Annotated in this window: 29 protein-coding genes and 1 pseudogene; 11 read left to right on the plus strand and 19 right to left on the minus strand. The window is 47.3% G+C overall.

The window, feature by feature from the left end; genetic code table 11:
* Positions 1-185 precede the first annotated feature (185 nt).
* Together AC6R0S_RS12640 and AC6R0S_RS12645 are read right to left on the minus strand one after the other, a co-directional pair.
* A complete protein-coding gene (locus tag AC6R0S_RS12640; protein ID WP_500638055.1) occupies positions 186-512 on the minus strand; it encodes a hypothetical protein in 327 nt (108 codons plus the stop codon).
* Complete coding sequence (locus AC6R0S_RS12645) at positions 509-1,054, minus strand: helix-turn-helix domain-containing protein (protein WP_500638056.1); 546 nt, start codon at positions 1,052-1,054, stop codon at positions 509-511. Before AC6R0S_RS12645 ends, AC6R0S_RS12640 begins: the two co-directional genes overlap by 4 nt.
* Positions 1,055-1,332: 278 nt before the next feature.
* Here AC6R0S_RS12645 and AC6R0S_RS12650 point away from each other — a divergent pair, with 278 nt between their 5' ends.
* The 5 genes from AC6R0S_RS12650 (at position 1,333) to lpxM (ending at position 4,790) form a co-directional block, all read left to right on the plus strand.
* A complete protein-coding gene (locus AC6R0S_RS12650) occupies positions 1,333-1,650 on the plus strand; it encodes a hypothetical protein (RefSeq protein WP_500638057.1) in 318 nt (105 codons plus the stop codon).
* 33 nt (positions 1,651-1,683) lie between these two features.
* Positions 1,684-2,184 (plus strand): N-acetylmuramoyl-L-alanine amidase, encoded by a 501-nt coding sequence (locus tag AC6R0S_RS12655; protein WP_500638058.1) that lies wholly within the window; start codon positions 1,684-1,686, stop codon positions 2,182-2,184.
* Positions 2,181-2,522, plus strand: coding sequence for a hypothetical protein (locus tag AC6R0S_RS12660; protein WP_500638059.1), 342 nt, complete (start codon positions 2,181-2,183; stop codon positions 2,520-2,522). Before AC6R0S_RS12655 ends, AC6R0S_RS12660 begins: the two co-directional genes overlap by 4 nt.
* Before the next feature lie 281 nt (positions 2,523-2,803).
* Positions 2,804-3,745: an ADP-glyceromanno-heptose 6-epimerase gene (rfaD, locus tag AC6R0S_RS12665; RefSeq protein ID WP_500638060.1), complete on the plus strand. Its 942-nt coding sequence runs from the start codon at positions 2,804-2,806 to the stop codon at positions 3,743-3,745.
* Positions 3,746-3,833: 88 nt separating this feature from the next.
* Entirely contained in the window at positions 3,834-4,790 is a 957-nt protein-coding gene (gene lpxM / locus AC6R0S_RS12670) for a lauroyl-Kdo(2)-lipid IV(A) myristoyltransferase (protein ID WP_500638061.1), read from the plus strand.
* A gap of 82 nt (positions 4,791-4,872) precedes the next feature.
* Here the strand turns inward: lpxM and AC6R0S_RS12675 are convergent, their stop codons facing one another.
* From AC6R0S_RS12675 to AC6R0S_RS12690, 4 genes are read right to left on the minus strand one after another with little or no spacing between them, the layout of a single operon-like run.
* Positions 4,873-5,844 carry a glycosyltransferase gene (locus AC6R0S_RS12675; protein WP_500638062.1) on the minus strand — a complete coding sequence of 324 codons (972 nt, stop codon included), beginning with the start codon at positions 5,842-5,844 and terminating at the stop codon, positions 4,873-4,875.
* Entirely contained in the window at positions 5,844-6,332 is a 489-nt protein-coding gene (gene coaD / locus AC6R0S_RS12680) for a pantetheine-phosphate adenylyltransferase (RefSeq protein WP_500638100.1), read from the minus strand. Before coaD ends, AC6R0S_RS12675 begins: the two co-directional genes overlap by 1 nt.
* Positions 6,333-6,340: 8 nt before the next feature.
* Positions 6,341-7,417: a glycosyltransferase family 9 protein gene (locus AC6R0S_RS12685; RefSeq protein WP_500638063.1), complete on the minus strand. Its 1,077-nt coding sequence runs from the start codon at positions 7,415-7,417 to the stop codon at positions 6,341-6,343.
* A gap of 1 nt (position 7,418) precedes the next feature.
* Positions 7,419-8,513 carry a glycosyltransferase family 9 protein gene (locus AC6R0S_RS12690; protein WP_500638064.1) on the minus strand — a complete coding sequence of 365 codons (1,095 nt, stop codon included), beginning with the start codon at positions 8,511-8,513 and terminating at the stop codon, positions 7,419-7,421.
* A 70-nt stretch (positions 8,514-8,583) separates the two neighbouring features.
* Between AC6R0S_RS12690 and AC6R0S_RS12695 the strand changes: the two genes are divergently transcribed.
* Entirely contained in the window at positions 8,584-9,306 is a 723-nt protein-coding gene (locus AC6R0S_RS12695; RefSeq protein WP_500638065.1) for a 3-deoxy-D-manno-octulosonic acid kinase, read from the plus strand.
* Between the two features lie 4 nt (positions 9,307-9,310).
* Here the strand turns inward: AC6R0S_RS12695 and AC6R0S_RS12700 are convergent, their stop codons facing one another.
* Genes AC6R0S_RS12700 through AC6R0S_RS12725 form a run of 6 tightly spaced genes read right to left on the minus strand, consistent with a single transcriptional unit; the run spans position 9,311 to position 15,378 of the window.
* Entirely contained in the window at positions 9,311-10,192 is an 882-nt protein-coding gene (locus tag AC6R0S_RS12700) for a hypothetical protein (RefSeq protein WP_500638066.1), read from the minus strand.
* A gap of 1 nt (position 10,193) precedes the next feature.
* Positions 10,194-10,922 (minus strand): glycosyltransferase family 25 protein, encoded by a 729-nt coding sequence (locus AC6R0S_RS12705; protein WP_500638067.1) that lies wholly within the window; start codon positions 10,920-10,922, stop codon positions 10,194-10,196.
* Positions 10,919-12,193 (minus strand): lipid IV(A) 3-deoxy-D-manno-octulosonic acid transferase, encoded by a 1,275-nt coding sequence (gene waaA, locus AC6R0S_RS12710; protein WP_500638068.1) that lies wholly within the window; start codon positions 12,191-12,193, stop codon positions 10,919-10,921. Before waaA ends, AC6R0S_RS12705 begins: the two co-directional genes overlap by 4 nt.
* Positions 12,193-13,257 (minus strand): lipopolysaccharide heptosyltransferase II, encoded by a 1,065-nt coding sequence (waaF, locus tag AC6R0S_RS12715; RefSeq protein WP_500638069.1) that lies wholly within the window; start codon positions 13,255-13,257, stop codon positions 12,193-12,195. The genes waaA and waaF overlap by 1 nt, the downstream gene beginning before the upstream one ends.
* A gap of 17 nt (positions 13,258-13,274) precedes the next feature.
* Positions 13,275-14,201, minus strand: coding sequence for a glycosyl transferase family 90 (locus AC6R0S_RS12720; protein WP_500638070.1), 927 nt, complete (start codon positions 14,199-14,201; stop codon positions 13,275-13,277).
* Entirely contained in the window at positions 14,164-15,378 is a 1,215-nt protein-coding gene (locus AC6R0S_RS12725; RefSeq protein ID WP_500638071.1) for an O-antigen ligase family protein, read from the minus strand. The genes AC6R0S_RS12720 and AC6R0S_RS12725 overlap by 38 nt, the downstream gene beginning before the upstream one ends.
* Before the next feature lie 251 nt (positions 15,379-15,629).
* Between AC6R0S_RS12725 and AC6R0S_RS12730 the strand changes: the two genes are divergently transcribed.
* Positions 15,630-16,397 carry a glycosyltransferase family 25 protein gene (locus AC6R0S_RS12730; RefSeq protein ID WP_500638072.1) on the plus strand — a complete coding sequence of 256 codons (768 nt, stop codon included), beginning with the start codon at positions 15,630-15,632 and terminating at the stop codon, positions 16,395-16,397.
* A gap of 8 nt (positions 16,398-16,405) precedes the next feature.
* On the opposite strand, the gene mutM is transcribed toward AC6R0S_RS12730, so the two are convergent.
* Together mutM and AC6R0S_RS12740 are read right to left on the minus strand one after the other, a co-directional pair.
* On the minus strand, positions 16,406-17,212 hold the full coding sequence (mutM, locus tag AC6R0S_RS12735; protein WP_500638073.1) for a bifunctional DNA-formamidopyrimidine glycosylase/DNA-(apurinic or apyrimidinic site) lyase: 807 nt from the start codon (positions 17,210-17,212) through the stop codon (positions 16,406-16,408).
* Between the two features lie 58 nt (positions 17,213-17,270).
* A protein-coding gene (locus AC6R0S_RS12740) for an IS3 family transposase (RefSeq protein WP_500638074.1) occupies positions 17,271-18,433 on the minus strand; the annotation gives its coding sequence in 2 pieces (ribosomal slippage) (positions 17,271-18,178 and positions 18,178-18,433; 1,164 coding nt in all).
* A gap of 240 nt (positions 18,434-18,673) precedes the next feature.
* Between AC6R0S_RS12740 and AC6R0S_RS12745 the strand changes: the two genes are divergently transcribed.
* Together AC6R0S_RS12745 and AC6R0S_RS12750 are read left to right on the plus strand one after the other, a co-directional pair.
* On the plus strand, positions 18,674-19,276 hold the full coding sequence (locus tag AC6R0S_RS12745; RefSeq protein ID WP_500638075.1) for a hypothetical protein: 603 nt from the start codon (positions 18,674-18,676) through the stop codon (positions 19,274-19,276).
* A gap of 82 nt (positions 19,277-19,358) precedes the next feature.
* Positions 19,359-19,784 carry a histidine kinase gene (locus AC6R0S_RS12750; RefSeq protein WP_500638076.1) on the plus strand — a complete coding sequence of 142 codons (426 nt, stop codon included), beginning with the start codon at positions 19,359-19,361 and terminating at the stop codon, positions 19,782-19,784.
* Positions 19,785-20,513: 729 nt separating this feature from the next.
* On the opposite strand, the gene AC6R0S_RS12755 is transcribed toward AC6R0S_RS12750, so the two are convergent.
* From AC6R0S_RS12755 to AC6R0S_RS12765, 3 genes are all read right to left on the minus strand, one after another.
* On the minus strand, positions 20,514-20,810 hold the full coding sequence (locus AC6R0S_RS12755; RefSeq protein WP_500633626.1) for a type II toxin-antitoxin system RelE/ParE family toxin: 297 nt from the start codon (positions 20,808-20,810) through the stop codon (positions 20,514-20,516).
* Between the two features lie 6 nt (positions 20,811-20,816).
* Entirely contained in the window at positions 20,817-21,059 is a 243-nt protein-coding gene (locus AC6R0S_RS12760; protein ID WP_000557295.1) for a type II toxin-antitoxin system Phd/YefM family antitoxin, read from the minus strand.
* Between the two features lie 371 nt (positions 21,060-21,430).
* Positions 21,431-22,506 (minus strand): IS3 family transposase gene (locus AC6R0S_RS12765; RefSeq protein WP_500633422.1). Its coding sequence is split into 2 segments (ribosomal slippage): positions 21,431-22,257 and positions 22,257-22,506, totalling 1,077 coding nucleotides; the frame shifts between segments, so codons are not numbered across the junction.
* A 72-nt stretch (positions 22,507-22,578) separates the two neighbouring features.
* Between AC6R0S_RS12765 and AC6R0S_RS12770 the strand changes: the two are divergent.
* Positions 22,579-22,875, plus strand: a pseudogene (locus AC6R0S_RS12770) (type II toxin-antitoxin system RelE/ParE family toxin); the annotation flags it as partial.
* Positions 22,862-23,176, plus strand: a complete 315-nt coding sequence (locus AC6R0S_RS12775; protein ID WP_017049537.1) for a helix-turn-helix domain-containing protein — start codon at positions 22,862-22,864, stop codon at positions 23,174-23,176. The pseudogene AC6R0S_RS12770 and the gene AC6R0S_RS12775, both read left to right, overlap by 14 nt.
* Positions 23,177-23,222: 46 nt before the next feature.
* On the opposite strand, the gene AC6R0S_RS12780 is transcribed toward AC6R0S_RS12775, so the two are convergent.
* Both AC6R0S_RS12780 and AC6R0S_RS12785 read right to left on the minus strand, forming a co-directional pair.
* A complete protein-coding gene (locus tag AC6R0S_RS12780) occupies positions 23,223-23,720 on the minus strand; it encodes a GNAT family N-acetyltransferase (RefSeq protein ID WP_500632334.1) in 498 nt (165 codons plus the stop codon).
* Positions 23,717-23,989 (minus strand): type II toxin-antitoxin system TacA family antitoxin, encoded by a 273-nt coding sequence (locus AC6R0S_RS12785; protein ID WP_017191059.1) that lies wholly within the window; start codon positions 23,987-23,989, stop codon positions 23,717-23,719. Before AC6R0S_RS12785 ends, AC6R0S_RS12780 begins: the two co-directional genes overlap by 4 nt.
* Positions 23,990-24,119: the final 130 nt, after the last annotated feature.

Genomic DNA, 24,119 nt, shown 5'->3' on the forward strand with positions numbered 1-24,119 from the left:
GGAGTAGCCCCAATAACCACCCTAATATCAAGCTCGCTCAAAAACGCTACCGCCCTTAGGTCACACCCCCACAAGCGATCTCGCTCACAGCGCAGCGTAAAACGACGGCTGCACTGTGCCTAATTTTGCGCGAAATAATACACTATTTGCCTAACTGGATAAACTCAACCAACGCAATCCATCCACTAATCAAACCCGCTGCACATCACACGGTTCAACAATTGATTGAGGGCAACACGCTCAACGCACGCGTCATCGAGTTGGTAATAGGTCTTCTTTGTCACACTATCATAACGCTTAATCACATCAATAAAGATCTCCGCATTGCGCACCGCAGAGGGAAGTGCATGGCCGCCGGTCATGTGAAGCGCGAGCTTGAGCTCGCGGCAACTCATTGGCTTCGGGTACGCACCTAATAGCACTTCAAGTAGCTCTCGCGGTCGGCCGCTGGCGCGGATGATGTACAGGCTTAAAATGTGTTTTTGCTCAGTGAGTGATAACAAGTGTTTCATGATGCCTCCTCCCCTTTATTTTTCTCATCCGCACGGCTGCGTTTTCGTGCTTTGATCAAGCCTTGAATGCGCTCTTCAAACGGGTGGGTTTGCCCTTTGGCGTGATACTCGTGGACTAACTTATCCACAGGGCGCTGGGGTGGCGCTGCCTGCCTATAACCCTCTTTATTACTTTCTAATTGGGAGATTCTCGGTGCAGCTGCTGCACGGGGTGAGGGTGAAGACTTTGCTTCCTCTCCGGTGCACGTGCCGTCTAGTTCAACGTGCAAATGGGCAGGGGTGTAGAGCTGGTACAGGTTGCTACGCTGGCGGCCGCGTTTATCAAAGCGATGTACCAGTTCGAGAAAGCCTTGCTCCTCTAGCCGTTTGATGTGCTCTTTCACCGTGCGCAGCGAGACTTCGCAATAGAGCGCTAAATACTGGTAAGAGGGAAAGCAGCGGCCGTGCACATCGGCGTTATCGGCCAGCTTGAGTAAAATAAGCTTGCTGATAGGCGATCCGGTTTTGGCTTTCATTAGGGTGGCGACTAGGGTGTGACTCATGAGCACTCCTCGGCTTTGTTATTGGAATGTAAACAACAAACAAAACAGCCTCTTACTGATTAGGGTTCGCCATACGGCAGAAATGCCCTAGTAATTGGTGAGGTTGCAAGCCGCCTCACGCCTAGTCATTCTTTGGCTCATTGGATATGCACCTAATTTTGTACACGCTCGCATTTTTTCCCTTACTCTCTCGGGCTGTATAAATCACCAGCATTTCACCAACCCTAATGGCGAAATGTCGCGTAGAGTGTCGCCTCCTGATTGAGAAGGGAGTTGCTATGCCTGTGTGTCACCAATGCAGTGAATGGGCGATTCGTCGCCTCTGCTACGTGTATTCCCCCTTTGACCCAACCCTAGAGGAGATCTATTTCCCCACCTACCCACACTGCCCCATCAGCCGTGAGGGGTTTATCGCCCTAATTGCCCAGGCCCAACGCGCAGAGCCACTGGGTTATGAGCTCACCTACGCCGTGTGGGTAAAAGGCTGTGATTTAGCAAACCTTGCCAAGCAATCCGGTGAAGCGTTGCCAACGCTCGAACGCGCCATGAACGCCTTTATCAACACGCTCACCACCCTCTACACCGAACACCCATAACCCATTACCCCCCAACCATCATGAGGAAAACCAATGCCCCCAACTTCAAAAAAACCCACCTCACTACCCGTCACCTCTGCACATAAGTCACACTGCCCCCTAACCACGATCACCGTGCATTGCAGCGCAACCCGTGCCGAGCAGGATATTGGCGTGAGCACCATACGCGCCTGGCACCGGGCAAAAGGATGGCGAGATATTGGCTATCACTTTGTGATCACGCGCGCCGGAAAAGTCGAGACAGGCCGCCCGCTGTCGCACATCGGCGCCCATGTCCGTGGCCACAACCGCGGCAATATTGGCATTTGTGTGGTGGGCGGGTGTGATGAGCAAGGCGCCGCGCAAGACAACTTCACCCTCGCCCAGCGCAAAGCACTGTTTGCGTTAATCGAGCGGCTGCAGCAAGAGCACGGCATTACCGATGAGCAGGTCAAACCGCACCATGCCTTTGCCAACAAAGCCTGCCCGGTAATGGTGCTTCACCCTGTCCAATCCGTTTCTGTGGTTAAGCAAACTAACAAGGAGACCCTATGAGCCTTTGGAGCCGTATTTTTGGTAGCCCGTCGTTTATCGATAAAAGCCTAGAAGCCCTCACCGACACAGGAGATGCGATGTTTTTTACCAACGAAGAGAAAGCCAAGCACAAACTCGCCCTGCTCAAAGCGTTTGAACCGTTTAAATTGGTTCAACGTTATATTGTGCTGCTGTTCACCATCCCTTATGTGTTGCTCCATTCGATGGTGGTGGTCGGCTGTATGCACGGTTTCGAGTGGCAACCCATCAGCGAGATGATTAATGAGGCGTTCGGGTATCCCGTCCTTGCGGCGATTGGGTTGTATTTGACGGGAGGGGTGGTTAAGAAGAGTTCTTAAAAGTTCCTAGTGGAAAAGAAGTTCCTAGTTCCTAGAGGGGAGTTTCTAGAGGTGAGTTCCTAGTGGAAGACAAGTGCCTAGTTCCTAGAATTGGATGCGTAAAAGTGGATTTGTATATCGTTCAAGCAGCGCTCTGGGGCTTTACCCTGTTTGACGCAATCCCCCCTGCCCCTCTAGGAACTAGGATCTAGGCACTAGGAACTAGGTTCTAGGAACTTATCCCCAGTACCTGATATACTTCGCCCATAACGAACAATTTCTAGGCTGAGGTAAACAAACGTATGATCATCGTAACGGGTGGCGCGGGCATGATTGGCAGTAATATTGTCAAGGCGCTGAATGAGCAAGGTATTAACGATATTTTGGTGGTCGATAACCTGAAGAACGGCAAAAAGTTTCAGAATTTGGTGGATCTGGATATTGCTGATTACATGGATAGAGACGACTTCCTTGTTCAGATCATGGCGGGTGAGAACTTTGGCCCAATTGAAGCCATCTTCCATGAGGGCGCGTGCTCTGCGACCACCGAGTGGGATGGCAAGTACATGATGCTCAACAACTACGAGTATTCCAAAGAGCTGCTGCACTACTGCCTAGATAGAGAGATCCCTTTCCTTTACGCCTCCTCAGCCGCTACCTACGGTGAGACCGACTTCTTTATTGAAGAGAAAAAGTACGAAGGCGCACTTAATGTGTACGGCTACTCCAAACAGCAGTTTGATAACTACGTAAGACGCGTGTGGGAAGATGCCAAAGCCCACGGCGAGACGCTCTCTCAAGTGACCGGATTCCGCTATTTTAACGTCTACGGCCCGCGTGAGCAGCACAAAGGTTCTATGGCCTCGGTCGCGTTCCACCTCAACAACCAAATGAACGCAGGCGAAAACCCGAAACTGTTCGCCGGTAGCGAGCACTTTAAGCGTGATTTCGTCTACGTGGGTGATGTGGCGGCAGTGAACTTGTGGTTCTTTGAGCATGGCGTCTCGGGCATTTTTAACCTGGGTACGGGTAATGCGGAATCTTTCCAAGAAGTAGCAAAAGCCGTGATCAAGTACCACGGCAAGGGCGAGATTGAGACGATTCCGTTCCCAGAACATTTAAAAGGCGCGTACCAAGAGTACACTCAAGCGGATCTAACAAAACTGCGCGCAGCGGGCTGTGAGCATGAATTTAAGACGGTGGCGGAAGGTGTCGCGGAGTATATGGGGTTGGTGAATAAGTAACGGGTGATGGGTTGTGGGTAATGGGTGAGAGCCTAGTTCCTAGTTCCTAGTTCCTAGTTCCTAGTTCCTGGAAGAGTATCGGGTATTTATGAGTTCAATTCGAAACGATTTTGATCCAAAGGCGTATAATCCGACGTTTCGCCGAGCGTTTCTAGCGCCTAAATATTGGGGGCTTTGGCTTGGGTTATTGGTCGGGTTGCCGATAGCGCTGCTGCCCAATAGGGCGAGAGTGGCGATTGCGCGAGTTATTGCCGATAAAATGGTGAAGAAGCGCAAAGGGTCGGTCCAAAAAGCGCGAATTAATTTGGCGTTGTGTTTTCCTGAGCGCTCGGAGGCAGAGCGAGAAGCCATACTGCATGAGTGCTTACTTACTGCAGGGACGTTTCTACTTGGGTTTGCGGCTATCTCACTGCGCAGTAAACAGTGGTTAGAAAAGCACTCAGTCATTAAAGGATTAGAGCACTTAGAGCAGCTTCAGCAAGACGGGCAAAGCGCCATCTTATTGGTGCCTCACTCTTGGGCTATCGATATTCCGGCCATTTTATTGGCCTCGCGCGGTTTTCCTGTCTCGGCGATGGCCAATAGCCAGAAAAATCCGGTGACAGACTGGCTGATGCACAAGCAACGGGTTCAATACGGTGGCCGAGTGTATGACAGAAGCGGCGGTATTAAACCCTTTATCAAATCCGTAAAAGACGGTTACCTCGGTTACTACTTGCCTGATCAAGACCATGGGCCGGAACAGAGTGTGTTTGTGGACTTTTTTGCTACAGAGAAAGCCACGCTGCCTGGCCTTGGCAAGCTTGCTAAAGTTAGCCGCGCGAAAATTGTCCCAACGTTTGCCAGTTACAATACCCAAACGGGCCAATACGAAATTGAGATCTTGCCGCCGATGGCCGAGTTTTCCGGTGATGATGTTCAAGATGCACGTGCAATGAATGAAGTCGTCGAAACCTTCGTCACGCCAAAACCAGAGCAATATATGTGGATCTTAAAGCTGTTGAAAACGCAGCGAGATGGTAATGATCCGTACGTAGGCTACTAATCGCTCGTCTGCTAATCGACATAAGCAAATCAAGCGGTAAACCTCTATCTATTCAAACAAGGGAGCACGATGGCTCCCTTGTTTATTTTGTGTAGGGCAAGCGTTTAAAGTCTTTAATAATCTCGCCAAGATTTGGGTTCAACACCGCACCGTTGACCACTTTTTCGTACTGCGCCACGTACGCTTTCGCCATCACATCGGCGTTAAAGCAATCTCGCGCGTATTCGTGGCAAGTGTGAGGTTGATAGCGCTGAGCCTCTTTCACCGCCGCTACCAGCGCGGCCTCATCAGAGGATAAAACGCCTACCTGCTCATTAACGAGCTCCGGCAAAGATCCATAAGGCGTAGCAAAGACTGGGCAGCCAAAATACAAACTTTCGGTGATCGCCAAACCAAACGGTTCATGCCAGGTGACGGGGAAAATCAGCCCTTTTGAGCGTGTCATAATCTGAGATTTTGTCGTGTCATCCACCATGCCTAAAAAGCGCACGTGTCTATCGAGCGTGCAGCGAAAACCCATTTTGAAGTTCAAACGGTGCCCACCTAATACATCGAGAGACTCATTCGCCTTCTTAGTGATATCAATCGCACCTTGGACATTCTTCACTCGCCACGCGGCCTTACCCAAGAAATGAAAACGCTCTCGTTTCGCATTCAAGTCAGGCTTGAGGTAGTTATCCCAATTTAAGCCGTTGTAAACAAAGGCCTGTGCACCATGGTTTTGTGCGTGTTGCGAGGAAACAAAAATGGTATTGCGGTCAATTGGGCCTGACGAGTTGCCATGTTGGGTGATCACATAGGGGCAGGGCACGGGCTCCGGCTGGCTATGAAAATGCACCACATCGATGTTTTGCGGAAGTTGCTCTGCGACCGGGCGATCCGGTTGGTACTCAATCACCGTTGCCCATTCACACTGCGTGCCTTTCCCGGCCAATAAGGTCACCTTGTGGCCGAGCAAGTGCAGAGCGTACAAAAGATCCCAGATCACGCGTTCGGTGCCGCCATAGTTTTTTACCGGCAAAGTCGCTTGGGTATAAATTAAGATATTCATCATCAATGGGAGGTCTGGTTGGTTTTAGACAGAATGGCTTGATGCACGCAAGCAGGCACAAACTCTTGTACCTCTCCGCCATGAATCGCGACTTCTCTTACCAGTGTCGAGGAGAGAAACGCAAACTCTTCAGAAGGGGTGAGAAACAAACTTTCTAGCCCGGGTTTTAAACGGCGGTACATAGTGGTGAGGCCAAACTCATATTCAAAGTCCATCGTCGTACGTAACCCGCGTACTAAAATAGTAGCGTTTTGCTCAGTGGCGAAATCCACTAATAGGCCGCTAAACCCTTTTACGGAAACATTGTTCACTCCTTGGCAGGTATCTTTGAGCAACGCGACTCGCTCATCAAGGCTAAACAGGGTATTTTTGCTCGGGCTTTCGGCAACGCCCACCACCAAGTGGTCAAACATCTTGGCGGCGCGTTGAATTAAATCAAAATGTCCATTCGTAACCGGATCAAATGTACCTGGGTAAACAGCAATACGCATCATCGTCCTTATTTATCTGTCTTCGGTGAAGTGGGTATGTGTGAGAACTGAACTGGATAATGTGAGAGCAAATCATCCAAAGTGCGTTTCACTTCCTCCACGGAGATTTGCGCCATCAAGGCCTTACCTTTGACTCGGCTACCCCAAGGCAGCGCCTCAACCGGTTTGCCATATTGCTGCTGCGCAATCTGCTCATACACAGACACCACAAAACGCTGGCTGTAGTATGGCCCCGTTCTCTTGGGATTGCTGTGCGCGTATAGCCCGATAACGGGCGTCGATTGTGTCGTGGCAATATGGGCTGGGCCAGAGTCAGGGGCGAGCACACAATGCGCCCGACCCAACACAGCCGTAAGCGCCTTTAGGTTGGTTTGGCCGACGAGGTTAGTCACGGGTACAGACATCTTGTCAGTGATGCTCTGCGCCAGCGCTTTTTCTCGCTCGGTTGGCGCGCCACACAATACAATATGCAACCCTTGCGCATGGGCGTAGTCGGCCACCTCCGCGTAACGCTCGGCGAGCCAGTTTCTGTCGTCTTTACTTGCCGCAGGGCTTATCACCAAGTATGGGTGCTCAAGCGTCTTCACGATGGATTTATCTTGTTCACTAACAGGGATTGACCACTTAGGCGGCGCTTCTGGGCAGCCAAGAAAGCGCGCAAACTCAGCAAAGTTATCCAAAACATGCTCGGCGTGAGTCGCGGACAATTTTTTATTGGTAAATAACCACTGCCCTTCTTTCGCTCTTGCCCAACTAAACCCGACTTTGGTGCGCGCGCGAATGCCCGCCGAGAGTAAGCTAGCCCTTAGTGCCACTTGCATGTGGAGTAAATAATCAAAACGCTCCCCTTTAAGGGCGTGCCAGACGGCTCTCATCCCCTGCCAGCCCTGCTTTTTGTCAAAGACCACCACCTTCACACCGGGGAGATCGCCAAACAGCTGCGCTTCTATTTTTCCCATTACCCAAGTGATTTGGCAATCGGGGTAGGTGCGTTGAATCTGCTGAACAATTGCCAGCGCGTGGCAGGTATCGCCAATGGCGGAGAGGCGCAGAATGCAGATGGATTGGGGTGAAGACACTGCCATCCTAGTTCACCACTTTGATCGGGATAGCGTCAAACACCGCTTCAAGCACTTGTTCAGGCTGAATATCCGTTAGACATGGTGAGTAGAGATCATCACTAATTTGGCATTTGTTTTTATAACACGGCACACATGAGCGCTGCGACTGAAGCAGCGTTACATTTCCTTGTGTCTGTTTTGCCGTGCCATTTTTATAAAGGTGGCGATCTCGTTCCACGGGCATGTGATATGGCCAGGGTGACCACATGCTGGCTGGAGCCACGCTGATGATAGACACAATCGGTATCGGATAGCCAGATGCCATATGCCCTGGGCCACTGTCTGGGCCCACAAACCCTTGGCTACGTTTTAACAATGTAGACGTTTGCGCCAGTGAAAGTTGCCCTACCACATTAATCAATCTAGCAGACGCTGGTAACTGCTCGACTATCTGCGCAACGATCTGTTCGTCCCGCTCACCTGCTCCGGTCAACACCACATGATAATCATGCGACAGAAGCTGCTCTACCGTCTTAATCCAATAGTGCACAGGCCACTGTTTTATCTCGTTGGAAGAAGGTGCATGAACAACCACATACTGCTCAGGCAAACAGGAGGAAACCGACTCTGGTAATGGCGCTTCAGGAGAAACTAACTGAGGCTCAATATCCACATCAATCAAGTCGAGAATTCTCGCCATGCGACTCATTTTATGCTCAAAGTTGTGAGTTTCACGAATATAGTGAGTGAACACCCATTTCTTTAACCATGCGCCAGGCAACGTCTCATCCACCGCTCCAATTCTCTGCTTGCCAAAAAACCAACTGTATATGGCGGTTCTGTCGTTGAGCATTTCGTTGACCACCAAGTCGTATCGACCGTGCTGCTTGCGAAGAGCAAAGAAATCTCGCAAGCTTGGTCTCGGCGGAATCTCGACCAGATTATCGACATCGGGATTGGTGCCAAACACCATCTCGCCGCGGGCATTAACTAACACGTCAATTTGCGCGTTTGGGTATGCCTTGCGTAAACTTCGCGTAAACGTGGTGATCAGCAGACTATCGCCGATACAGTGTGTAGCGATAACTAATATTTTTTGATAGCGTTGCGAGCGGCTCATTAACTCTGGGTCGTTTGTGATACTCTGTGGCTAAGTATGCCACAGACTACCCTAACCTCGACAGTGATTCATGTTTAGTACAAAACAAATCGGCGGAGCTAAGACCGCTTGCACCCACTATTGGTACGATCCTGAACGCCTTGCGGAACCCGTTGAACAGGCCTTTTCCGTCTCGTTTTGGCAAGAACAAGGGCGTATTCTTGGCTCAGCGAAAGGTAGGGGCACCACTTGGTTTGTTCAAGGTGATAACGGCGCCTATGCGCTTCGCCATTACTATCGTGGTGGATTATGGGGAAAAGTGGTCAAAGATAAGTATCACTTCACCGGCTGGGAGAACACTCGCGCGTATCAAGAACTTATACTACTCAATCAGCTGCGCGAACACCAAGTCAACGTACCACAACCCATTGCAGCGAAAGTCACCCGCTCCGGATGGACTTACCGTGCCGATATTCTGATCAGTCAAATACCCAACGCGAAAGATTTGGTTGGGCTGCTATCTAAACACGAAATATCACCCGAGCTTTACCAGCAAATAGGTCAGCAAATACGCAAAATGCACGATGCCAATATCAATCATACGGATCTCAACATCCACAACATTTTGATTGATGCGCACAACAAGGTGTGGATTATTGACTTTGACAAGTGTTATCAGCAAGCTGGCGAAGATTGGAAAGGGGATAATTTAGCGCGATTGAAACGCTCTTTTGAGAAAGAGCGTTTCCGTGTTTCTATTCAACTACAAGACAAATATTTTGAATACTTGATGAGGGGGTACAACGGCGAGTAATTCGTTACTCTTCTTTCAAGCCAAGCAGCTTGCGGAGTTTCTTCTTTTTTTTGTACACATGCCCACGCATGACTTCCGATAAAGGGCGGGTAAAGTTTACCGATTGGGCGAGCTTAACTTGTTCTTCGAAAGGCTTTTCGCCGTGCTCTTGGAAGAATGCTTTAAGTACTTTTCTTGCCCAGTTTTTCTGGCCGCTTGTGGAATAATCGCACACAAACTCGCGAGCAGGAGAAAGCTGCGAGTCCCTCGATAGTGCTTCTGACAACGCAAACTGCTCTATCGTATGAGCCTGACAGTTGGCTGACATCAAAAATAGGATAATCTCATCGGCATAATCAACACTATCCGCCCTATGTCGGCTGACACCAATCGCACCAGAATTCCACATAACTGAATTCTCTGTTAGTTTGTACTCTTCTCCACTCGATAGGGTAAAAGTTCTCCCGCGCAATTGCTCATAATCGGCCCCTACATGATCACTATACAGGTTCTTCTCGGGATAAAATAAAACAGAATTGTCCTCATCTACTCGCTCAAACAGTCGCAGTGCTGAAGTTTTAAAGTGCGTATCAGCGTCAAAGAATAAAAATTTCTCTATACTCTCTTCTACGTTATCGAGAATAAACTTCAAGCCGCGATTTTTTATTCTGAAGTGGTACTGGCCATTTTTTGTCCACTCACTCTTTTGCTCATCATCAATTGTGAAAACAGTCGCTGGCATATTCTCAAATTCAGCTGGCTTCTCAGTAAGAATAAAAATACTTGGCCATTTCTCTTGTTCAATATGTGACAAAAAGGACAAAAGACTGAATTTTGCGCCTTCGTAATAGGCAATATCATCTCCGTAAATGATATAAACTAACGCTAAGTTTTGATTGAATGCCATCTTATCTCTCAAATAATTTCGATTGCTTCGAGCTTAGATTACTGCGAATACACCGTCTATAGAAGTCTTTAACCTCACTCCGAATCGTATAGTAGATACCGGATTTGGCTCCATTCAATTCGCTCGAAAACATACCAGTTTTACTCCCCTGAGAAACTAGGGGGGGATGACACCAATATATATCGTAACCTAATCTCTCTCGTTCATTACCAATGAATCCATCGATAGGAGCTTCAATGATACTGCTTTCGATTAACTGAACCATCTTCAGTGCGAAAGCATAATCATAAACTAAACCACCTGTGAGCTTATTCGTTTTACACCAATACGTTATCTTTCCTGACTCGCGAAACTTAAACGGGACAGCACTTGCTGCATCCTCTATATTTAGAACGAAACAGTCCTTGGCTTGTAGTTCAAGTAGAGCTTTCTCGAGATAGAAAACAAATTGCTTGTGTAGCAACGCATCGTCTTCAAGCACCAGCACCTTAGGTATTTTCTTTTCGACGACTTCTTTCATCACCAGATAGTGTTTATAAAAACAGGACTTTTCTGCGAGTCGCAGTTTTTGACCAAAAAATTCGTTTCGTACCTCATCACTCAAATCATCAATATCACCACGCAGCATATAATCGTATTCACTGATCCCCCTCTTCGGCAGGTGAGTATCAATGTGTTTACGCCGATCTTCATAGCCCTTACTGACATGAATAATGAAGGTTTTGATCATGGTGAATTCTCTATTAAACGTTGAATGAGGTTTAGGGTGTTATCTAAGGCACCCTGATTTCTTCGCACTATATCATAACCCGCACCACCATCGAGGATTGGGGCTGAAGCATACATCATCATCTGCTCGGCAATCTCTTGCTCATCACTGACTACAGCCAGAGCCTTCGCTTGGATAAGCTGCTCGGCAAGATCTGCAAAGTTGTAATAGCTGGGGCCAGTCAAACACGGCTTAGATAAGACCGCAGGTTCAATGAAGTTATGTCCACCAACTTTGCGGCCGACTAAACTTCCCCCCATAAACACGAGGTCGCTGGCAGCAAGCAAGCACATCATTTCGCCCATTGTATCGGCCAAGTACACATCCGTTTGCTCCGACGTTGGCGCCATCTTCTGATGAGAGCGCCTTTCTACCGTTAAACCGTGCTGAGCTGCGCTTATTGCGACATCATCAAAACGTTCTGGGTGGCGGGGCACTAACATCAAGAGCAGATTGGGCAACTGCTTTTTAGCCAGTTGATAAGCGTGAAATAGGATTTCATCTTCACCACTGTGGGTGCTTGCGCCTATCCACACCAACCTTGATATGCCGAGCTTCTCTCTCAGCTGTTGGCCAAGATGCTGCGTGTCGGGGTTCACTGTGATGTCGTATTTCAAAGAGCCCATCGTCGTGACGTTTTTAGCGCCCAACTGCCTAAACCGAGCTGAGTCATCCTCATGAACGCTCAACACGTGCTGAACGCATTGCAACGCTGGCGTCATTAGCAAACGCAACCGGTGATAGTGGCGCTGCGATTTATCGGATAGACGGCCATTGACTAATACTATCGGAACCTGCCGCTTTGAGACGGTGTGAAGCGTATTCGGCCACAGTTCTGTTTCAATGATCAACATGATGTCGGGTTGAATCGTGGTAAGGAAGCGGTTCACACACCAACCAAAGTCGATCGGCATATAGCGATGCTCTACGCCCATCTTCGCCACTTGCTCAGCACCGGTACTGGTGGTGGTGGTCACAAGAATCCGCTTAGTTGGGTAGCGTTGCTTGAGGGTTAACACCAATTTTTGACTCGCCAGCACTTCCCCCACAGAGACGGCATGCACCCAAATCACGCCGCTAGAGGTTTTTTCATCCTCAGCAAGCGGCGGAGTAACACCAAAATGCTCTTTCCAGCGAGGGCCGAATTCGGGTTTGTTTGGCCTTTTTCGATACAGCCCCCAAAGTAACAGTGGGCTGACTAACGCAAGAAGCAGAGTGTAGAGAGCTCGCATCAAATCAAACGCTCGGCTTGAGAGTGGCCGCCATCAAACTGGTGAATGGCACTGATCACTCGCTGGGGATCAAGCTCAACCAAGCACTTAAGATGCTGCTTGGGACAGGTACGTTCAAAACACGGACGACAATCAATATCCGTATTAAGTATTGCCAGTTTTTTGGTCAGTGGCGGCGTGTATTTCGGTGAGCTCGACCCATAAACCGCGACGACATTGCACCCCACCGCCGCCGCAACATGCATTAAGCCAGAATCATTGCTGACTACGGTTTGACAGGCACCGATGAGATCCACCGCTTGGATAAGACTGGTGTTTCCTGCCAAGTTGAAACAGTAACCTTGCTTATCTTGAGGCACCTGTTTAATGATTTTTTCCGTCACTTCTCTATCTTTCGCCGAGCCAAACAACCACACCTGGTAACCTTGGCCGATCATCTCTGCCGCAACGGCAGCAAAGTGTTGATCTGGCCAGCGCTTGGCCGGGCCAAATTCAGCGCCAGGGCACAACCCTAAAATTGGGCGATCTCGATTGAGCCCCAAAGCGTGCATGGCTTGCGACTGAGCCTCAGGCACCACCGTTAAGTGAGGGTAGGGTAAATCCTGCAAGGCACCTAAACATCCGCTCCCCGTCATCTCACTCTTTGGGTGAGCAAGCGCAACATAGCGCTCAAGCATGTATTGGAAGGCTTTCTTGTTACTGCGGATGTCATTGAGTAACCCGTAGCGCATTTCACCCTTCCAACCCACGCGTCGTTTGATGCCTGCGAAAAAGGGAATGAGAGCCGACTTTGCTGAGTTGGGCAGCACATAGGCGGCGTCGTAGGCGTTCTTTTTTAGTGATTTTCCTAACCGGTAGCGCGTCGCCAAATCAAACTGACCGTGACCCAGTGGCATCTCAAGTGCTTGGTTCACTTGCGGCATTCGCTCCAAAATCGGTTTGCACCAAGCAGGGGCGAGAACGTCGATCTTCGCCTTAGGGTATTGTCGCATTAACTCAATGTATAACCCCTGCGACATCACCATATCGCCCACCCATGATGGGCCAATTACTAATATGTTCATTGCTTACTCTTTCTCAGTCAGCTTTTATTAAGCTGGCCAGACAATTCGAAATATCGCTCAAGTGTCTTAATACACACGAGTTTTTCAAGTTCTTCATCTTGAAATGGTTTGATATAGGCATGAGCGTTCTTAACGATCTGTTCTGCTTTCTCAGGGTTCGCCAAGTAGTACTCTATCTTTTCATCAAAGTCTGACCAATCGTCTTTGACTTCAATATAATGCACGCCCGGCTCAAGCGTCCCTTCCATAAACCACGTTTCATATTTCATCTTAGGCGTGATGACCACAGAATTCGAAGACATCGCCCATTTCAGGTTTGAAGCTACATCATTGCCTTCCAAGCAAATCAAAAACTTGTACTGAAGCTGCTCTTCGACCGACATAAAAGGCTTCTGCCATTCTGGGTGCTCGTCTGATGGATTCGACTGCCCAGCATCGACGCGAGGGTGTTCAAACATCGCCTTCATAAAGCGGATTCGATGCGGCTGCGTGACGGCACCACGAAACACCGCCATATCTTTCTTTTCCGCGAAGCTCAGTTTGTCATCCACAAAACGGAAATGGCGGCGCTTATCAAGCTTAAATAAAACGGAGTGGCTGTTCTCTCCGGCTATCGGGCGAGCTTTAAATAAAGTTGGGATAGGTTCAATGTGCGTTTCGTCACCAAAATAGTAGGCGAATCGAAAATGCTTGGGGAAATAGTGCAGAAACTCTTTGAGATCAAAATAGTAGGAGGTGTAGCCTTTGCGCTTGTACTCCGAAATCGCCGTGCAATCTTGGGGCAAAGTGAAGCCATTGAGCCCTTTCGTATAATAATCTACACGCTTCGCCACCAAGCTTGCTGAATCCTGGTGTTGTTTGACAAGATGCTTGGCGACGCGCGTAAAATAATAGCTTGGTGCACACTCAAGACACAGGTGTTTTAGGTAGTAGAGGATTTTCATTTTCTGTGCTTATCACTTTAAGTAGTAGCCCTATAGTAACAAAATAGAGTACTGCCGTATCACCATTTTTAAATGGAGAGTCTAACAAACAAAGGATAACCCAAAGCACACTGGGTAAGATGAGTAAGGCTCGATACGATGCTGGTAAACGAAAGGCGAAGTAGCACGGTAACCCTAGTGCCAAAAACAGCAGCACCGCCCCCACCAAGCCAGAAGAGGCCAATTTGTCGATGATGTTGTTGTGCAGGTGACCATTAGTGACAAAACGGTAACCGAGTTCTGTCAGTTCTATGCCCTCAACATGCTCTGGCAAGATGCTGCCCACCCCCAACCAAGGATGGTTTTTGAAGACTTCCAATCCAGCAAAATACATCTGCATACGGAGTCCGATAGAGGAATCCAAATCACCGCTCGCAACACGATTTATTTCTGCCAAAGTGGCATCGATGCGCTCACCCAACAAGTATACCCCGGCAATACCGACAAGAATCGCCAATCCGAGCGTGAGCAACAGCTGCTTTAGACAAAACTGTCGCCATAAACGGAAAAAGAATACTAAAGATACGGCGGCAACACAGGCCAACAATGGCCCACGGGATTCAGTGTGAATAAGGGCGAAGCCACACAGTCCGGCCGTGACATATAACATCGCAGGCTTTTTTCTGGCATAGTTAACTTGCGCCATGGTCAGCGACAGTGCAATGAGCAACGCGTAATGAGAGGCCAGTGGAATGGGGTTGGTCGGCAAGCCCATCCTGTCTACTTGCAGGATGTACACGTAGTACACCGTCAAAATCAAGGCACTCACTGCAGAGATGAAAAATAGAGCTTGAAGATGTGCCAACGAGAGTGATTTATCTTTTATCGCCAACAAAAATACGCATGAGATTATGAGAGCCCGAAGCTCCTGACTACTGGCACCATACGTTACATAAGAAATGACAACAAACGAAGCAGTGACGAAAAGAAGGCGCAGCCAACGACTGTATGCCTCACTAGCAGATAGCGCTTTTAGATTATTTTTTATTACTGGTAGAGAGAATAGAAATAGCATAATAACGAATGCAACCAATGGCTTGCTGCCTTGATACATCCATATCATTCCTGAAAATATCCACCCCAATGTAATAAAAAATAAATATAGCCTAAACCGATTCGTTAGATTGCGTTCATTCACTGCTTGTACTCTTTATATTGGCCCATTAATAATAGTTTGATTTACATCTTTTTTATTGGGCTTTTCTATCGACATTATTATAAATATGTTCTAAACAGTCTACCAAGTTTCAAGGTTTTCTTCGACCTCAACACTACCATAAAAAAGCCAATACGATTCACTTTCCTATATGAGCGTGCTTATATTTTACTAAGCCGAAATACTTTCTCTATAGGCTATAGGCACACGCACAACAAGACAAACACATACTCATGCAAGCATTCTGTATCACTCTTCACTCTTGCCAAGACAGACAAGAATACACAACCAAAGTGCTTAAAAAGGCACAGCTCAGCTGCGACTTTTTTCTCGGTGTCGATGCCCGAACCGATCAGCACCCTTTACTCGATAGAACTCGATACGCACACTTTGAACGCCGAATGGGTAGACCTGCCGCCATTGGCGAAGTGGGATGCTATGCCAGTCACTATCTCATGTGGCAAAAGTGCGTTGAGCTTAACGAGCCTATTATCGTCTATGAAGATGACTTTGACATCGAACCTGAAACTTACCTGAAAACGCTCGACATCGCAAAAGAACACATTGAGGCGTGTGGCTACATTCGTATTGAAAACGCAGATAACCACAATATGTTCTACCCTGTTCGTGATTACGGAGAGCAAAGACTGGTGAAATACCTCAAAGTACCACAGTGTATGACGGCCTACGCTATTTCACCTAAAACGGCGCAAGCGTTTATCGACCATAGCGAGCACTTTGATTACCCGGTAGATGTGTTTTTACGCAACTCATGGATTCACAAAAAACCGATTTTCGGTGTTTGCCAAGCGGGGCTTTGGGGCGGAAACAAACCATCCATCATTGGTAATCGTAAGCGAAAAGGGAGGAAAAACTACTTTGTTGCCTTGATGAAGATTTTGCACAAGTTGATGAACATGACACTCAACCTCACCACCAACCTCTACCACCTCGGTAAACTGGGTTCGAACTACAAACCGCTGCGTTGGTGGTTCGGTTAAGCCAGTCGCTACACCTGACACCCACCACAATAAAACGTATTCCTCTGCCCAATTTTGAGCTCTTTAATCGGCTCGCCGCAGGTTGGGCAGGGCTTTTTGGCTTTGCCGTAGACTTGCAGCTCTTGGGCAAAGTAGCCGGGCTTGCCGTCGGCTTGGGCGAAATCTTTTAGCGTTGTGCCGCCTTGTTTGATGGCGGTCGCCAGTACGGCTTTGATGTCGCCAACCAGTTGCTGCCATTCTGGCAGAGATAAGCTGCCAGCCGTTCGGCTGGGGTGGATTTTAGCACTAAACAGCGACTCATTGGCGTAAATATTGCCCACCCCGACCACAACTTTGTTGTCCATAATAAACTGCTTTACCGCAACACGTTTGTTGGCGGCTTTTTCTAGAAGGTATTCGGCGTTAAATGCCTCGGTCAGCGGTTCTGGGCCACAGTTGGCGAGTACGGTATGCTGCCCGTCCTCACTCCATAGCCATGCCCCAAAGCGGCGCGGATCGTTGTAGCGCAGCACTTTGCCATTCGAGAGTCTGAGATCCACATGATCGTGTTTGCCTGCCGGGATCTCAGCATCCAACACTCGCAGCGAGCCAGACATCCCCAAATGTACAATCGCGCAGCCCACTTGAGTTTCAATCAGCAGATATTTGGCACGCCGCGTAATGGTTTGAATCACTTGCCCTTCGAGTTGAGCCAGCTCTGCGGGGATCGCCCAACGCAGTTTGGGCGTTCGAATGGTGATTTTGGCGACGGTTTGGCCGATAAGGTGGGGCGATATCCCCATCCGGCTCACTTCGACTTCGGGTAATTCTGGCATGGGTGTAAATTCCTAGTTTTGAGTGCCTAGTGCCTAGTGCCTAGTGCCTATGTAGTGGTCAACTAAATCCGGACACTTTGTTAGGCCGATTCTCGGCTTTAGCGGGCGGCAGCCCATCATTGTGCTGGTGCGGGCGCTGCCAGTTGTAGTAATCCATCAAAAACAGACCCACGTCTCGCCTCGCTTCACAAGCTGTCATGTAGCCTGTTGATGGGCTCCATTCTGTCTTTAAGCTACGGAACAAGCGCTCCATTGGCGCATTATCCCAACAGTTGCCACGGCGACTCATGCTCTGTGTTATCTGATAACGCCATAGCCGTTGTCTGAACTTCCGGCTCGCATATTGGCTGCCTTGGTCTGAGTGAAACATGACTCCACGAGGGCATCCTCGTTGCTGGTAAGCCATATCTAGGGCTTTCACAACCAAGTCTGCATCAGGCTTTTCTGACATCGCCCAACCTATGACTCGCCGGGTATGAAGGTCGATAACAGCAGCCAAGTAGTGCCAACGACTGCCAGCCCAGATATATGTGATATCCCCGCACCAGACTTTATTAGGTTTGACAACGTCGAACTCCCTTTCTAGTCGATTCGGGATATCCGGTCGTTCCATCTGCGCTGATTTATAAGAATGAGAGCCAGGTTGCTTAGACAACAACCCTGCCTCTTTCATCAGGCTACGCACTTTGAAACGACCAACCTGATATCCCAGCTCCTGCATCATTGACTTTAGCGAACGACTCCCTGCAGAACCACGACTCGCCTTGAATAGGCGACGAAGCTCACTTCGGAGTTTTAGTCGCTCAGGATCGACACTACGTTTTCGGGCCTTGTACTCATAGAAACAGGACGTGGAAATACCAAAAGCGGAGCAGACCAGTTCAGTGGACTCTTGCTCTCTTAACTGGTCTATCAGTGCGTACGTTCGAACTCGTCCGCCATCAAGAGAGCTGTTGCCTTTTTTAGAATCGCTTTTTCTCGTTCTAGCCGGTTGATGCGGGCCTCAAGCTCTTGAATCTTCTGCTGCTCAGGCGTCAAAGCCTTGCTGCTGGGAGTTTTACCATCACGCTCGGCCTGAAGTTGACTGACCCAGCGGCGGAGTACTGTCTCCCCAACATCCAAAGATCGACTGGCTTCAGCAACCGAATAGCCTTGATCCAGCACTAGGCACGCGGCCTCTAATTTAAACTCAGCAGTAAATGAGCGACGCTTTCTAGTCATTAAACACCTCTTGTTACGGTGGCAAGTTTACCACCTAAAGTGATGTCCGGGATCATTAGACCACTACAATAGTAAAAATAAACTATGGACGTAAATAAACCTAACAAACTGCTTAAGACGGACTATCAACGCTCGGCAATTTTGGTTTTAGTCAGGTATAGTGTTTACGGTGACTAGGTTAAGTGTCGTGGTATGCGTTGCTAGCCACTTAGCAGGGCGTTATATTCACAGGAGATTTCATTGAATAAAAGTAAAGTCATGCATCACTGGCGTTTTTTCCTTTCCTTGGAAAAGGACTTCATCAATCTTCAGAATTACATTGAAATTGATGAAAAAAACTTCAATACGTTTTCGCTAGAGTTGGCCAAACTTTTGCAAACTGCATGTGCGGAGATAGAGTCTGTATTGAGGTTGTTGTGCAGACAACTGGATGGCGAAAGCCCATTTGCTGATAGCGGTGACAAAAATGGTGAAATGAAAAAGTACAAGAAACTAATTAACCGTCATCTTAGTGGTTTCTTTGAAGCGGAAGTTTCTTTACCTCATTTAGAGCAATCTATTAAACCGTGGGAAAACTGGTCTAATACTACTCCTCCCGAATGGTGGAGTAGCTATAACTCAGTAAAGCACCATCGCCATTCGGAGTTTCATCAGGCTAATCTGGAGAATGTAATTTATGCGTTATCTGGCTTAATGTTATGCAACTTGTACTTGTATCGCAGAGTTGTAGATGAACCTTATGCTACTCCTAATAAAATCCCCGAGTATTTTGATTGTGAGTACACTGCTCGACGAATGGCTTGTAGAGCCGACTTTGAATTACCAGGGTTCGAGGTAAAGTGAATATAACAAATGCTTTAAGTGGGATTGCCAAACGCGTGGCGGTTTCAGTAGGCAGTGTGTTTACGGTGGTATGATTTGGCTTATGTGGGTAGAAGTTTGGCAACCCCTTAAGCAGGCGTTATGTGATTATCAATTTCGGAGACGGGTTTTGAAAGAAGTAGAAGTATTATATTCATTGTTGGCCAAAGAGGTTGTCAGTTTAAATAGCAAATTGAGCAAAACGCTAATTCTAAATCAGCAAGATAAAGTCAAGAAGCACATCAGTTTGAGTGGGGCAAATGGTAGGTTGTGGGTTTCGCCATCGACAGGTGGATACGATGTTTCAATCAGTGGTATTTCACTTGAGCGAACTCTTCTTCCTGTGCTGAAAGCACACTTTAATAGAGGTCCTGATGGCTATAAGCAGAAAAACTCAAATAAAGGCTTATTACGTCAACCTTACTGGCGAACGAATAACTTTAGCGATGTTCAGTATGCTTGCGAACTGTATGCAAATACTTCTGGTTAAACATCACATAACAAATTGCTTAAGCAGACAGCTAACGCTTGGCGATTTCAGCTTGGTTGAGCTCAGTGATTACGTGGCTTTGCTTAAGTGTTGTTTTCGTTAGCTGCAACTTAGCAAGGCGTTATGTTTTATCAACAGAATTGCATACTGCTTCTGAGTAGGTATAATCGATTTAGGTGTCTGAAGGCTAGGCTGTGACTGACACTAGGAGTGCACCGGTTTCTGGGATGGGCAGGGCCTAGTACCTTAAATTTAGGTGGTACGACACTCTGATGCTTTTACTCGTACTATAAGCAAAAATCGCATTGGAATGACCGCAAATCGTCTAATGTGCGTGGTGGCCAGCCACGTAAATCTCAGGATTTCATCTTGGGCCGGCCCGAGAACTATCAGGCGAAACTTATGTTTACTGTTAAGACTCGGAACTTTCAGGTTAGTGTGGATGTAGCGGCAATTATTAGAGCGTCAGCTTTGATTATTGTGCTGTTCATTTAACCTTTAGAGGGGAGGATTGCAATCCTCCTCTTTATAAATCTTCAAAACTGCCACTCCAAACATAACAAACGCTTTAAGACGGATTCGCAACGCTCGGCGGTTTTGGTTTGAGTTAGCTTTTGTGGTTACGGCGCAATAATTAAATGCCGTGTAAGCGTTGCTCACCACTTAAGCGGGCGTTAGTTTACCAGTGAAGATCATCACCCTAAATCCAATCCTAGGGTGAAATCTTAATTACAGGTGGTTCTGCGGAAGTTGTGATTGACCGAGTACAGCAACAACTAAAATGAAGCCATCTTCTTTTGTAAAGTAAGCGGTATGCTTGCCCACTGGGAAATAAAAACCACTTGGGTATATCTCATCGCAACTGCGACCAACAGCCGGGTTGTCAGCAAGCATTTGAAACCCTGTTAGTAAGGTATCTTTGTAGCTTCGCCATTGCATCTCAGAGAAATTGTTGACGGTATAGTTTTTGATTTTTTGTAAATGAGCCTGTGCTAATTTACTTAGCTTATATTTATTCTTTTGCATAATGGGTTATAAGGCGTTTAAAAAGTCTTCGCCATCAACCACATTGCCTTGCGCCAAGTCTTGCTTAGCTGACTCGAAACAATGTCTCAGGTAATCAGTTTTCATTGCCTCCAGCTCTTCATAGTCCTTAATCGACATAACAACTACGGCATCTTTGCTATTTTTGCTAATTTTCACTGGCTCACGTTGAGCGCTCAGAAGTAATTCACCAAAATTACGTTTGGCATCATTTGCTGTTAATGTGTGCATGGTTACTCTCCAAATCTGGAATCACAGTAAGATTATAGTTGTTCGCATGAAATGGTCAATATGATTAAATCGTGTGATTTGTGCGGAAGGTAAACTAACAAGCAATTTAAGAGGGATTCTCAACGCTTGGCACTTTTGCTTCTACTTCAAATTTAGTGTTTATGGCACAATTCGTTAGGTTTGGGTGTAGGCGTTGTTCACCCCTTAATTGGGCGTTATAAGCCCCACTAGTATATTGATCCATCAAAAGGTAGTTGAAATGGTTCTAGATATTCCATCTAAAGATGATTTTTTCAACATGGGTGATTCATTGTTGAATTCCTGACCTTTCCCCGAGATTAATACCACCGCCTCGATGAAGTTTCCCATGTTTACGCCACTTGATTGGCATAATCAATTGGCGACATATAATTTAGAGAGCTATGTGGTCGAATATGGTTATAGTGCTCTCTCCATAGATTTATTTCGTAACGTGCTTCATCCAGAGTGCGGAACCAGTGTTGATTGAGACACTCATTTCTGAACTTGCCATTTAGGCTCTCCACAAAGGCATTTTGAGTCGGTTTACCTGGTTGAATAAAGGCGAGTGTTACCGACGTTGTCTTTGACCAAAAGAACATGGCTTTGCTGGTAAATTCCGTCCCGTTGTCGCAAACAATGTTATCTGGCTTGCTGCGCACCTCGGTTAGTTGAGTTAAAAAACGGGCAACTTGTTGGCCACTGATTGATAGGGACACCAGCTGCCCAATGAGTTCTCGTGAAAAATCGTCAACGACATTGAGCACACGAAAACGTCTACCATTGATCAATTGGTCAGAGACAAAGTCCATCGACCAGCGTTGATTGGCTCTTGTGGGTGAATTCATAACTAGTCTCGGGCGCTGTAGCTTTTTGCGCTTCTTCGTTCTGACTTGCAGTCCTTCCTCAGTGTAAATACGATACGTGTGCTTCTTATTCACAACTAAGCCCTCTGCTTTTAGTAAACTGTGCAGCATCAGATAGCCATAACGGGAATATTGAACGGCTAACGCTTTTAAACGTTCTCGTAAGGCCCTATCTACAGGGTTTTTAGCTTTGTATCGAAACGCCGTTCGACTCAAACAGGCAAGCTTACAGGCCGCTCTTTCACTCAGTCGGTGAGTGTCAATAAGGTATCGGGCAATAAGCTTTCGAGAAGATGGCGTTACCACTTTTTTGACACAACATCCTTCATTGCTTCGACTTCAAGCAACTTCTCCGCGAGGAGCCGCTTAAGCTTATTGTTCTCAGATTCAAGCTCTCTCAGCCTTTTGGCTTCATTCACTTCTAGCCCTGCATACTTGCTGCGCCAGTTATAAAAAGTGCCCGATGATATCCCCATGTCGCGACAGATGTCGTCAACCTTAGCGCCCGCTTCATGCTGTTTAATCGCCTTGATGATTTGCTCTTCCGTGTATCGCTTTTTCATTTTGAGATCTCCATTAGTTCTAGTGTATTAGAAATCTCATCAAAGTCATGGTGTTAATTTAGGGGGAAAGGTCAGTACCGTAATGAATATCTCAGCGATGATGAGTTTAGGCTTTTTCAAGCTGAGTTAATGTCTAACCCTAAGTAGGGTGACGTGATTCAAGGTACAGGTGGTTTGCGAAAGATTCGAGTTGCAAGTAAAGGTAAGGGCAAGCGTGGTGGTTCTCGCGTTATCTATTACTTCCTCGATGAAAAACGTCGTTTCTACTTGCTGGCGATTTACGGCAAGAATGAAATGTCCGACTTAACCGCAGACCAAAAGAAACAACTAAAGGCTTTTGTGGAGGCATGGCGTAATGAGCAATCGTGATCTATTTGCGGAGTTAAGTTCAGCACTTGTTGAGGCTAAAGAACATTCAGAGGGCAAGCTTACCCTTAAAACTCATCAAGTTAACGACATCAGTGAGTTAAATATCTCACCTGATGAAATCGTGAGTATTCGAGAGCAGTTTAATATGTCTCGTGGTGTTTTTGCTCGTTTGTTGCACACATCATCCCGTACGTTAGAAAACTGGGAGCAAGGGCGTAGCGCACCAAATGGACAAGCTGTAACTCTTCTAAAGTTGGTTCAGCGTCACCCAGAAACCCTGTCGCACATCGCTGAGCTATAACAATTTAAGAGTGATTCGGCACGCGTGGCTAAAGGCTAGCGGTTAACTAGCCTAAGCTTGCTCTCACATCTGCAATGGTAATGAAGAGTTTGTTTTCAGCGTCTTGAAATGCTTGAAAACCATAGCGTTCATAGAAATGTTTTGCTCCGTCTTTGGCGTCAACGACAATAACTGGAAATGCAACGCTATCACTAGCGGCTAATAGCTTTCTGAGTGCGTCGATAAGCAGCCACTCACCAAAGCCCTTCCCTTTGTATCGGTCATCAACAGCAAGACGGGCAATCAGACCACCAGAAGTGGATGATTGGTGTTTTTTTTGTAACTTATTTGGCAATGCCTTTAAGTCAATTGGTGTCATTGTTAGCGTGTAAAAGCCGATGACATGTGAGTTGTCGCTGTCATCTTCCAAAACAAACGTTCTGGTGTTGTCCTTCTTTGCTTGCTGACTCGCCATTACTTTTAAGTAATTATTGAGAGCTTCGATGCCACAGTTGAATCGGTTTCTATCGTGTTTAGCTTTATCTAGAAGTACCGTATTCATCATTGAGTTTTGCTCTCGTATCGATCAGCAGCAGCTTTTAGTTTTGAGTTCTGTGTCGCAGGACGGTCTAAAGCTTCCATCAGCAGCATCGCATCAGCTTGGCTCAGTTTTAAAGCTTGTTCACGTTCGATGACTTGTTTGGCTTTTTCGATTGCAGCGCTTAGAACAAACGAGTTGATGCTAGACATACCGGCGATCGCGGCAGCCTTAGCAAGCAAGTCTTGTGTATCGACATCAACTCTAGCGGTGATGCGAGGCAAAGTAGTCGCCATAATGTTATCTCCTTGTGTGTCAAAATGTCACATGTGTATTATGGTCTTAAAGAGTGCAATAATCAATCCCCGTGTCACTTTGGCACGCAAACTAACCAGTTACTCAAGTGGACGCCAAACTCTCGGCGGT

The sequence above is a fragment of the Vibrio sp. R15-SG3-ISO1B genome (assembly GCF_059833835.1).

Bases quoted from the DNA above. Each gene is read 5' to 3' on its own strand.
- AC6R0S_RS12720 (WP_500638070.1), bottom strand. From the start codon at position 14,201: ATGAAAATCCTCTACTACCTAAAACACCTGTGTCTTGAGTGTGCACCA.
- AC6R0S_RS12650 (WP_500638057.1), top strand. From the start codon at position 1,333: ATGCCTGTGTGTCACCAATGCAGTGAATGGGCGATTCGTCGCCTCTGC.
- coaD (WP_500638100.1), bottom strand. From the start codon at position 6,332: ATGCGTATTGCTGTTTACCCAGGTACATTTGATCCGGTTACGAATGGA.
- AC6R0S_RS12660 (WP_500638059.1), top strand. From the start codon at position 2,181: ATGAGCCTTTGGAGCCGTATTTTTGGTAGCCCGTCGTTTATCGATAAA.
- AC6R0S_RS12695 (WP_500638065.1), top strand. From the start codon at position 8,584: ATGTTTAGTACAAAACAAATCGGCGGAGCTAAGACCGCTTGCACCCAC.
- AC6R0S_RS12675 (WP_500638062.1), bottom strand. From the start codon at position 5,844: ATGATGAATATCTTAATTTATACCCAAGCGACTTTGCCGGTAAAAAAC.
- lpxM (WP_500638061.1), top strand. From the start codon at position 3,834: ATGAGTTCAATTCGAAACGATTTTGATCCAAAGGCGTATAATCCGACG.
- AC6R0S_RS12780 (WP_500632334.1), bottom strand. From the start codon at position 23,720: ATGATGAATACGGTACTTCTAGATAAAGCTAAACACGATAGAAACCGA.
- AC6R0S_RS12750 (WP_500638076.1), top strand. From the start codon at position 19,359: ATGTGGGTAGAAGTTTGGCAACCCCTTAAGCAGGCGTTATGTGATTAT.
- AC6R0S_RS12775 (WP_017049537.1), top strand. From the start codon at position 22,862: ATGAGCAATCGTGATCTATTTGCGGAGTTAAGTTCAGCACTTGTTGAG.
- AC6R0S_RS12645 (WP_500638056.1), bottom strand. From the start codon at position 1,054: ATGAGTCACACCCTAGTCGCCACCCTAATGAAAGCCAAAACCGGATCG.
- AC6R0S_RS12730 (WP_500638072.1), top strand. From the start codon at position 15,630: ATGCAAGCATTCTGTATCACTCTTCACTCTTGCCAAGACAGACAAGAA.
- waaA (WP_500638068.1), bottom strand. From the start codon at position 12,193: ATGCGAGCTCTCTACACTCTGCTTCTTGCGTTAGTCAGCCCACTGTTA.
- waaF (WP_500638069.1), bottom strand. From the start codon at position 13,257: ATGAACATATTAGTAATTGGCCCATCATGGGTGGGCGATATGGTGATG.
- rfaD (WP_500638060.1), top strand. From the start codon at position 2,804: ATGATCATCGTAACGGGTGGCGCGGGCATGATTGGCAGTAATATTGTC.
- mutM (WP_500638073.1), bottom strand. From the start codon at position 17,212: ATGCCAGAATTACCCGAAGTCGAAGTGAGCCGGATGGGGATATCGCCC.
- AC6R0S_RS12760 (WP_000557295.1), bottom strand. From the start codon at position 21,059: ATGCACACATTAACAGCAAATGATGCCAAACGTAATTTTGGTGAATTA.
- AC6R0S_RS12685 (WP_500638063.1), bottom strand. From the start codon at position 7,417: ATGGCAGTGTCTTCACCCCAATCCATCTGCATTCTGCGCCTCTCCGCC.
- AC6R0S_RS12705 (WP_500638067.1), bottom strand. From the start codon at position 10,922: ATGATCAAAACCTTCATTATTCATGTCAGTAAGGGCTATGAAGATCGG.
- AC6R0S_RS12700 (WP_500638066.1), bottom strand. From the start codon at position 10,192: ATGGCATTCAATCAAAACTTAGCGTTAGTTTATATCATTTACGGAGAT.
- AC6R0S_RS12640 (WP_500638055.1), bottom strand. From the start codon at position 512: ATGAAACACTTGTTATCACTCACTGAGCAAAAACACATTTTAAGCCTG.
- AC6R0S_RS12655 (WP_500638058.1), top strand. From the start codon at position 1,684: ATGCCCCCAACTTCAAAAAAACCCACCTCACTACCCGTCACCTCTGCA.
- AC6R0S_RS12690 (WP_500638064.1), bottom strand. From the start codon at position 8,513: ATGAGCCGCTCGCAACGCTATCAAAAAATATTAGTTATCGCTACACAC.
- AC6R0S_RS12755 (WP_500633626.1), bottom strand. From the start codon at position 20,810: ATGCAAAAGAATAAATATAAGCTAAGTAAATTAGCACAGGCTCATTTA.
- AC6R0S_RS12785 (WP_017191059.1), bottom strand. From the start codon at position 23,989: ATGGCGACTACTTTGCCTCGCATCACCGCTAGAGTTGATGTCGATACA.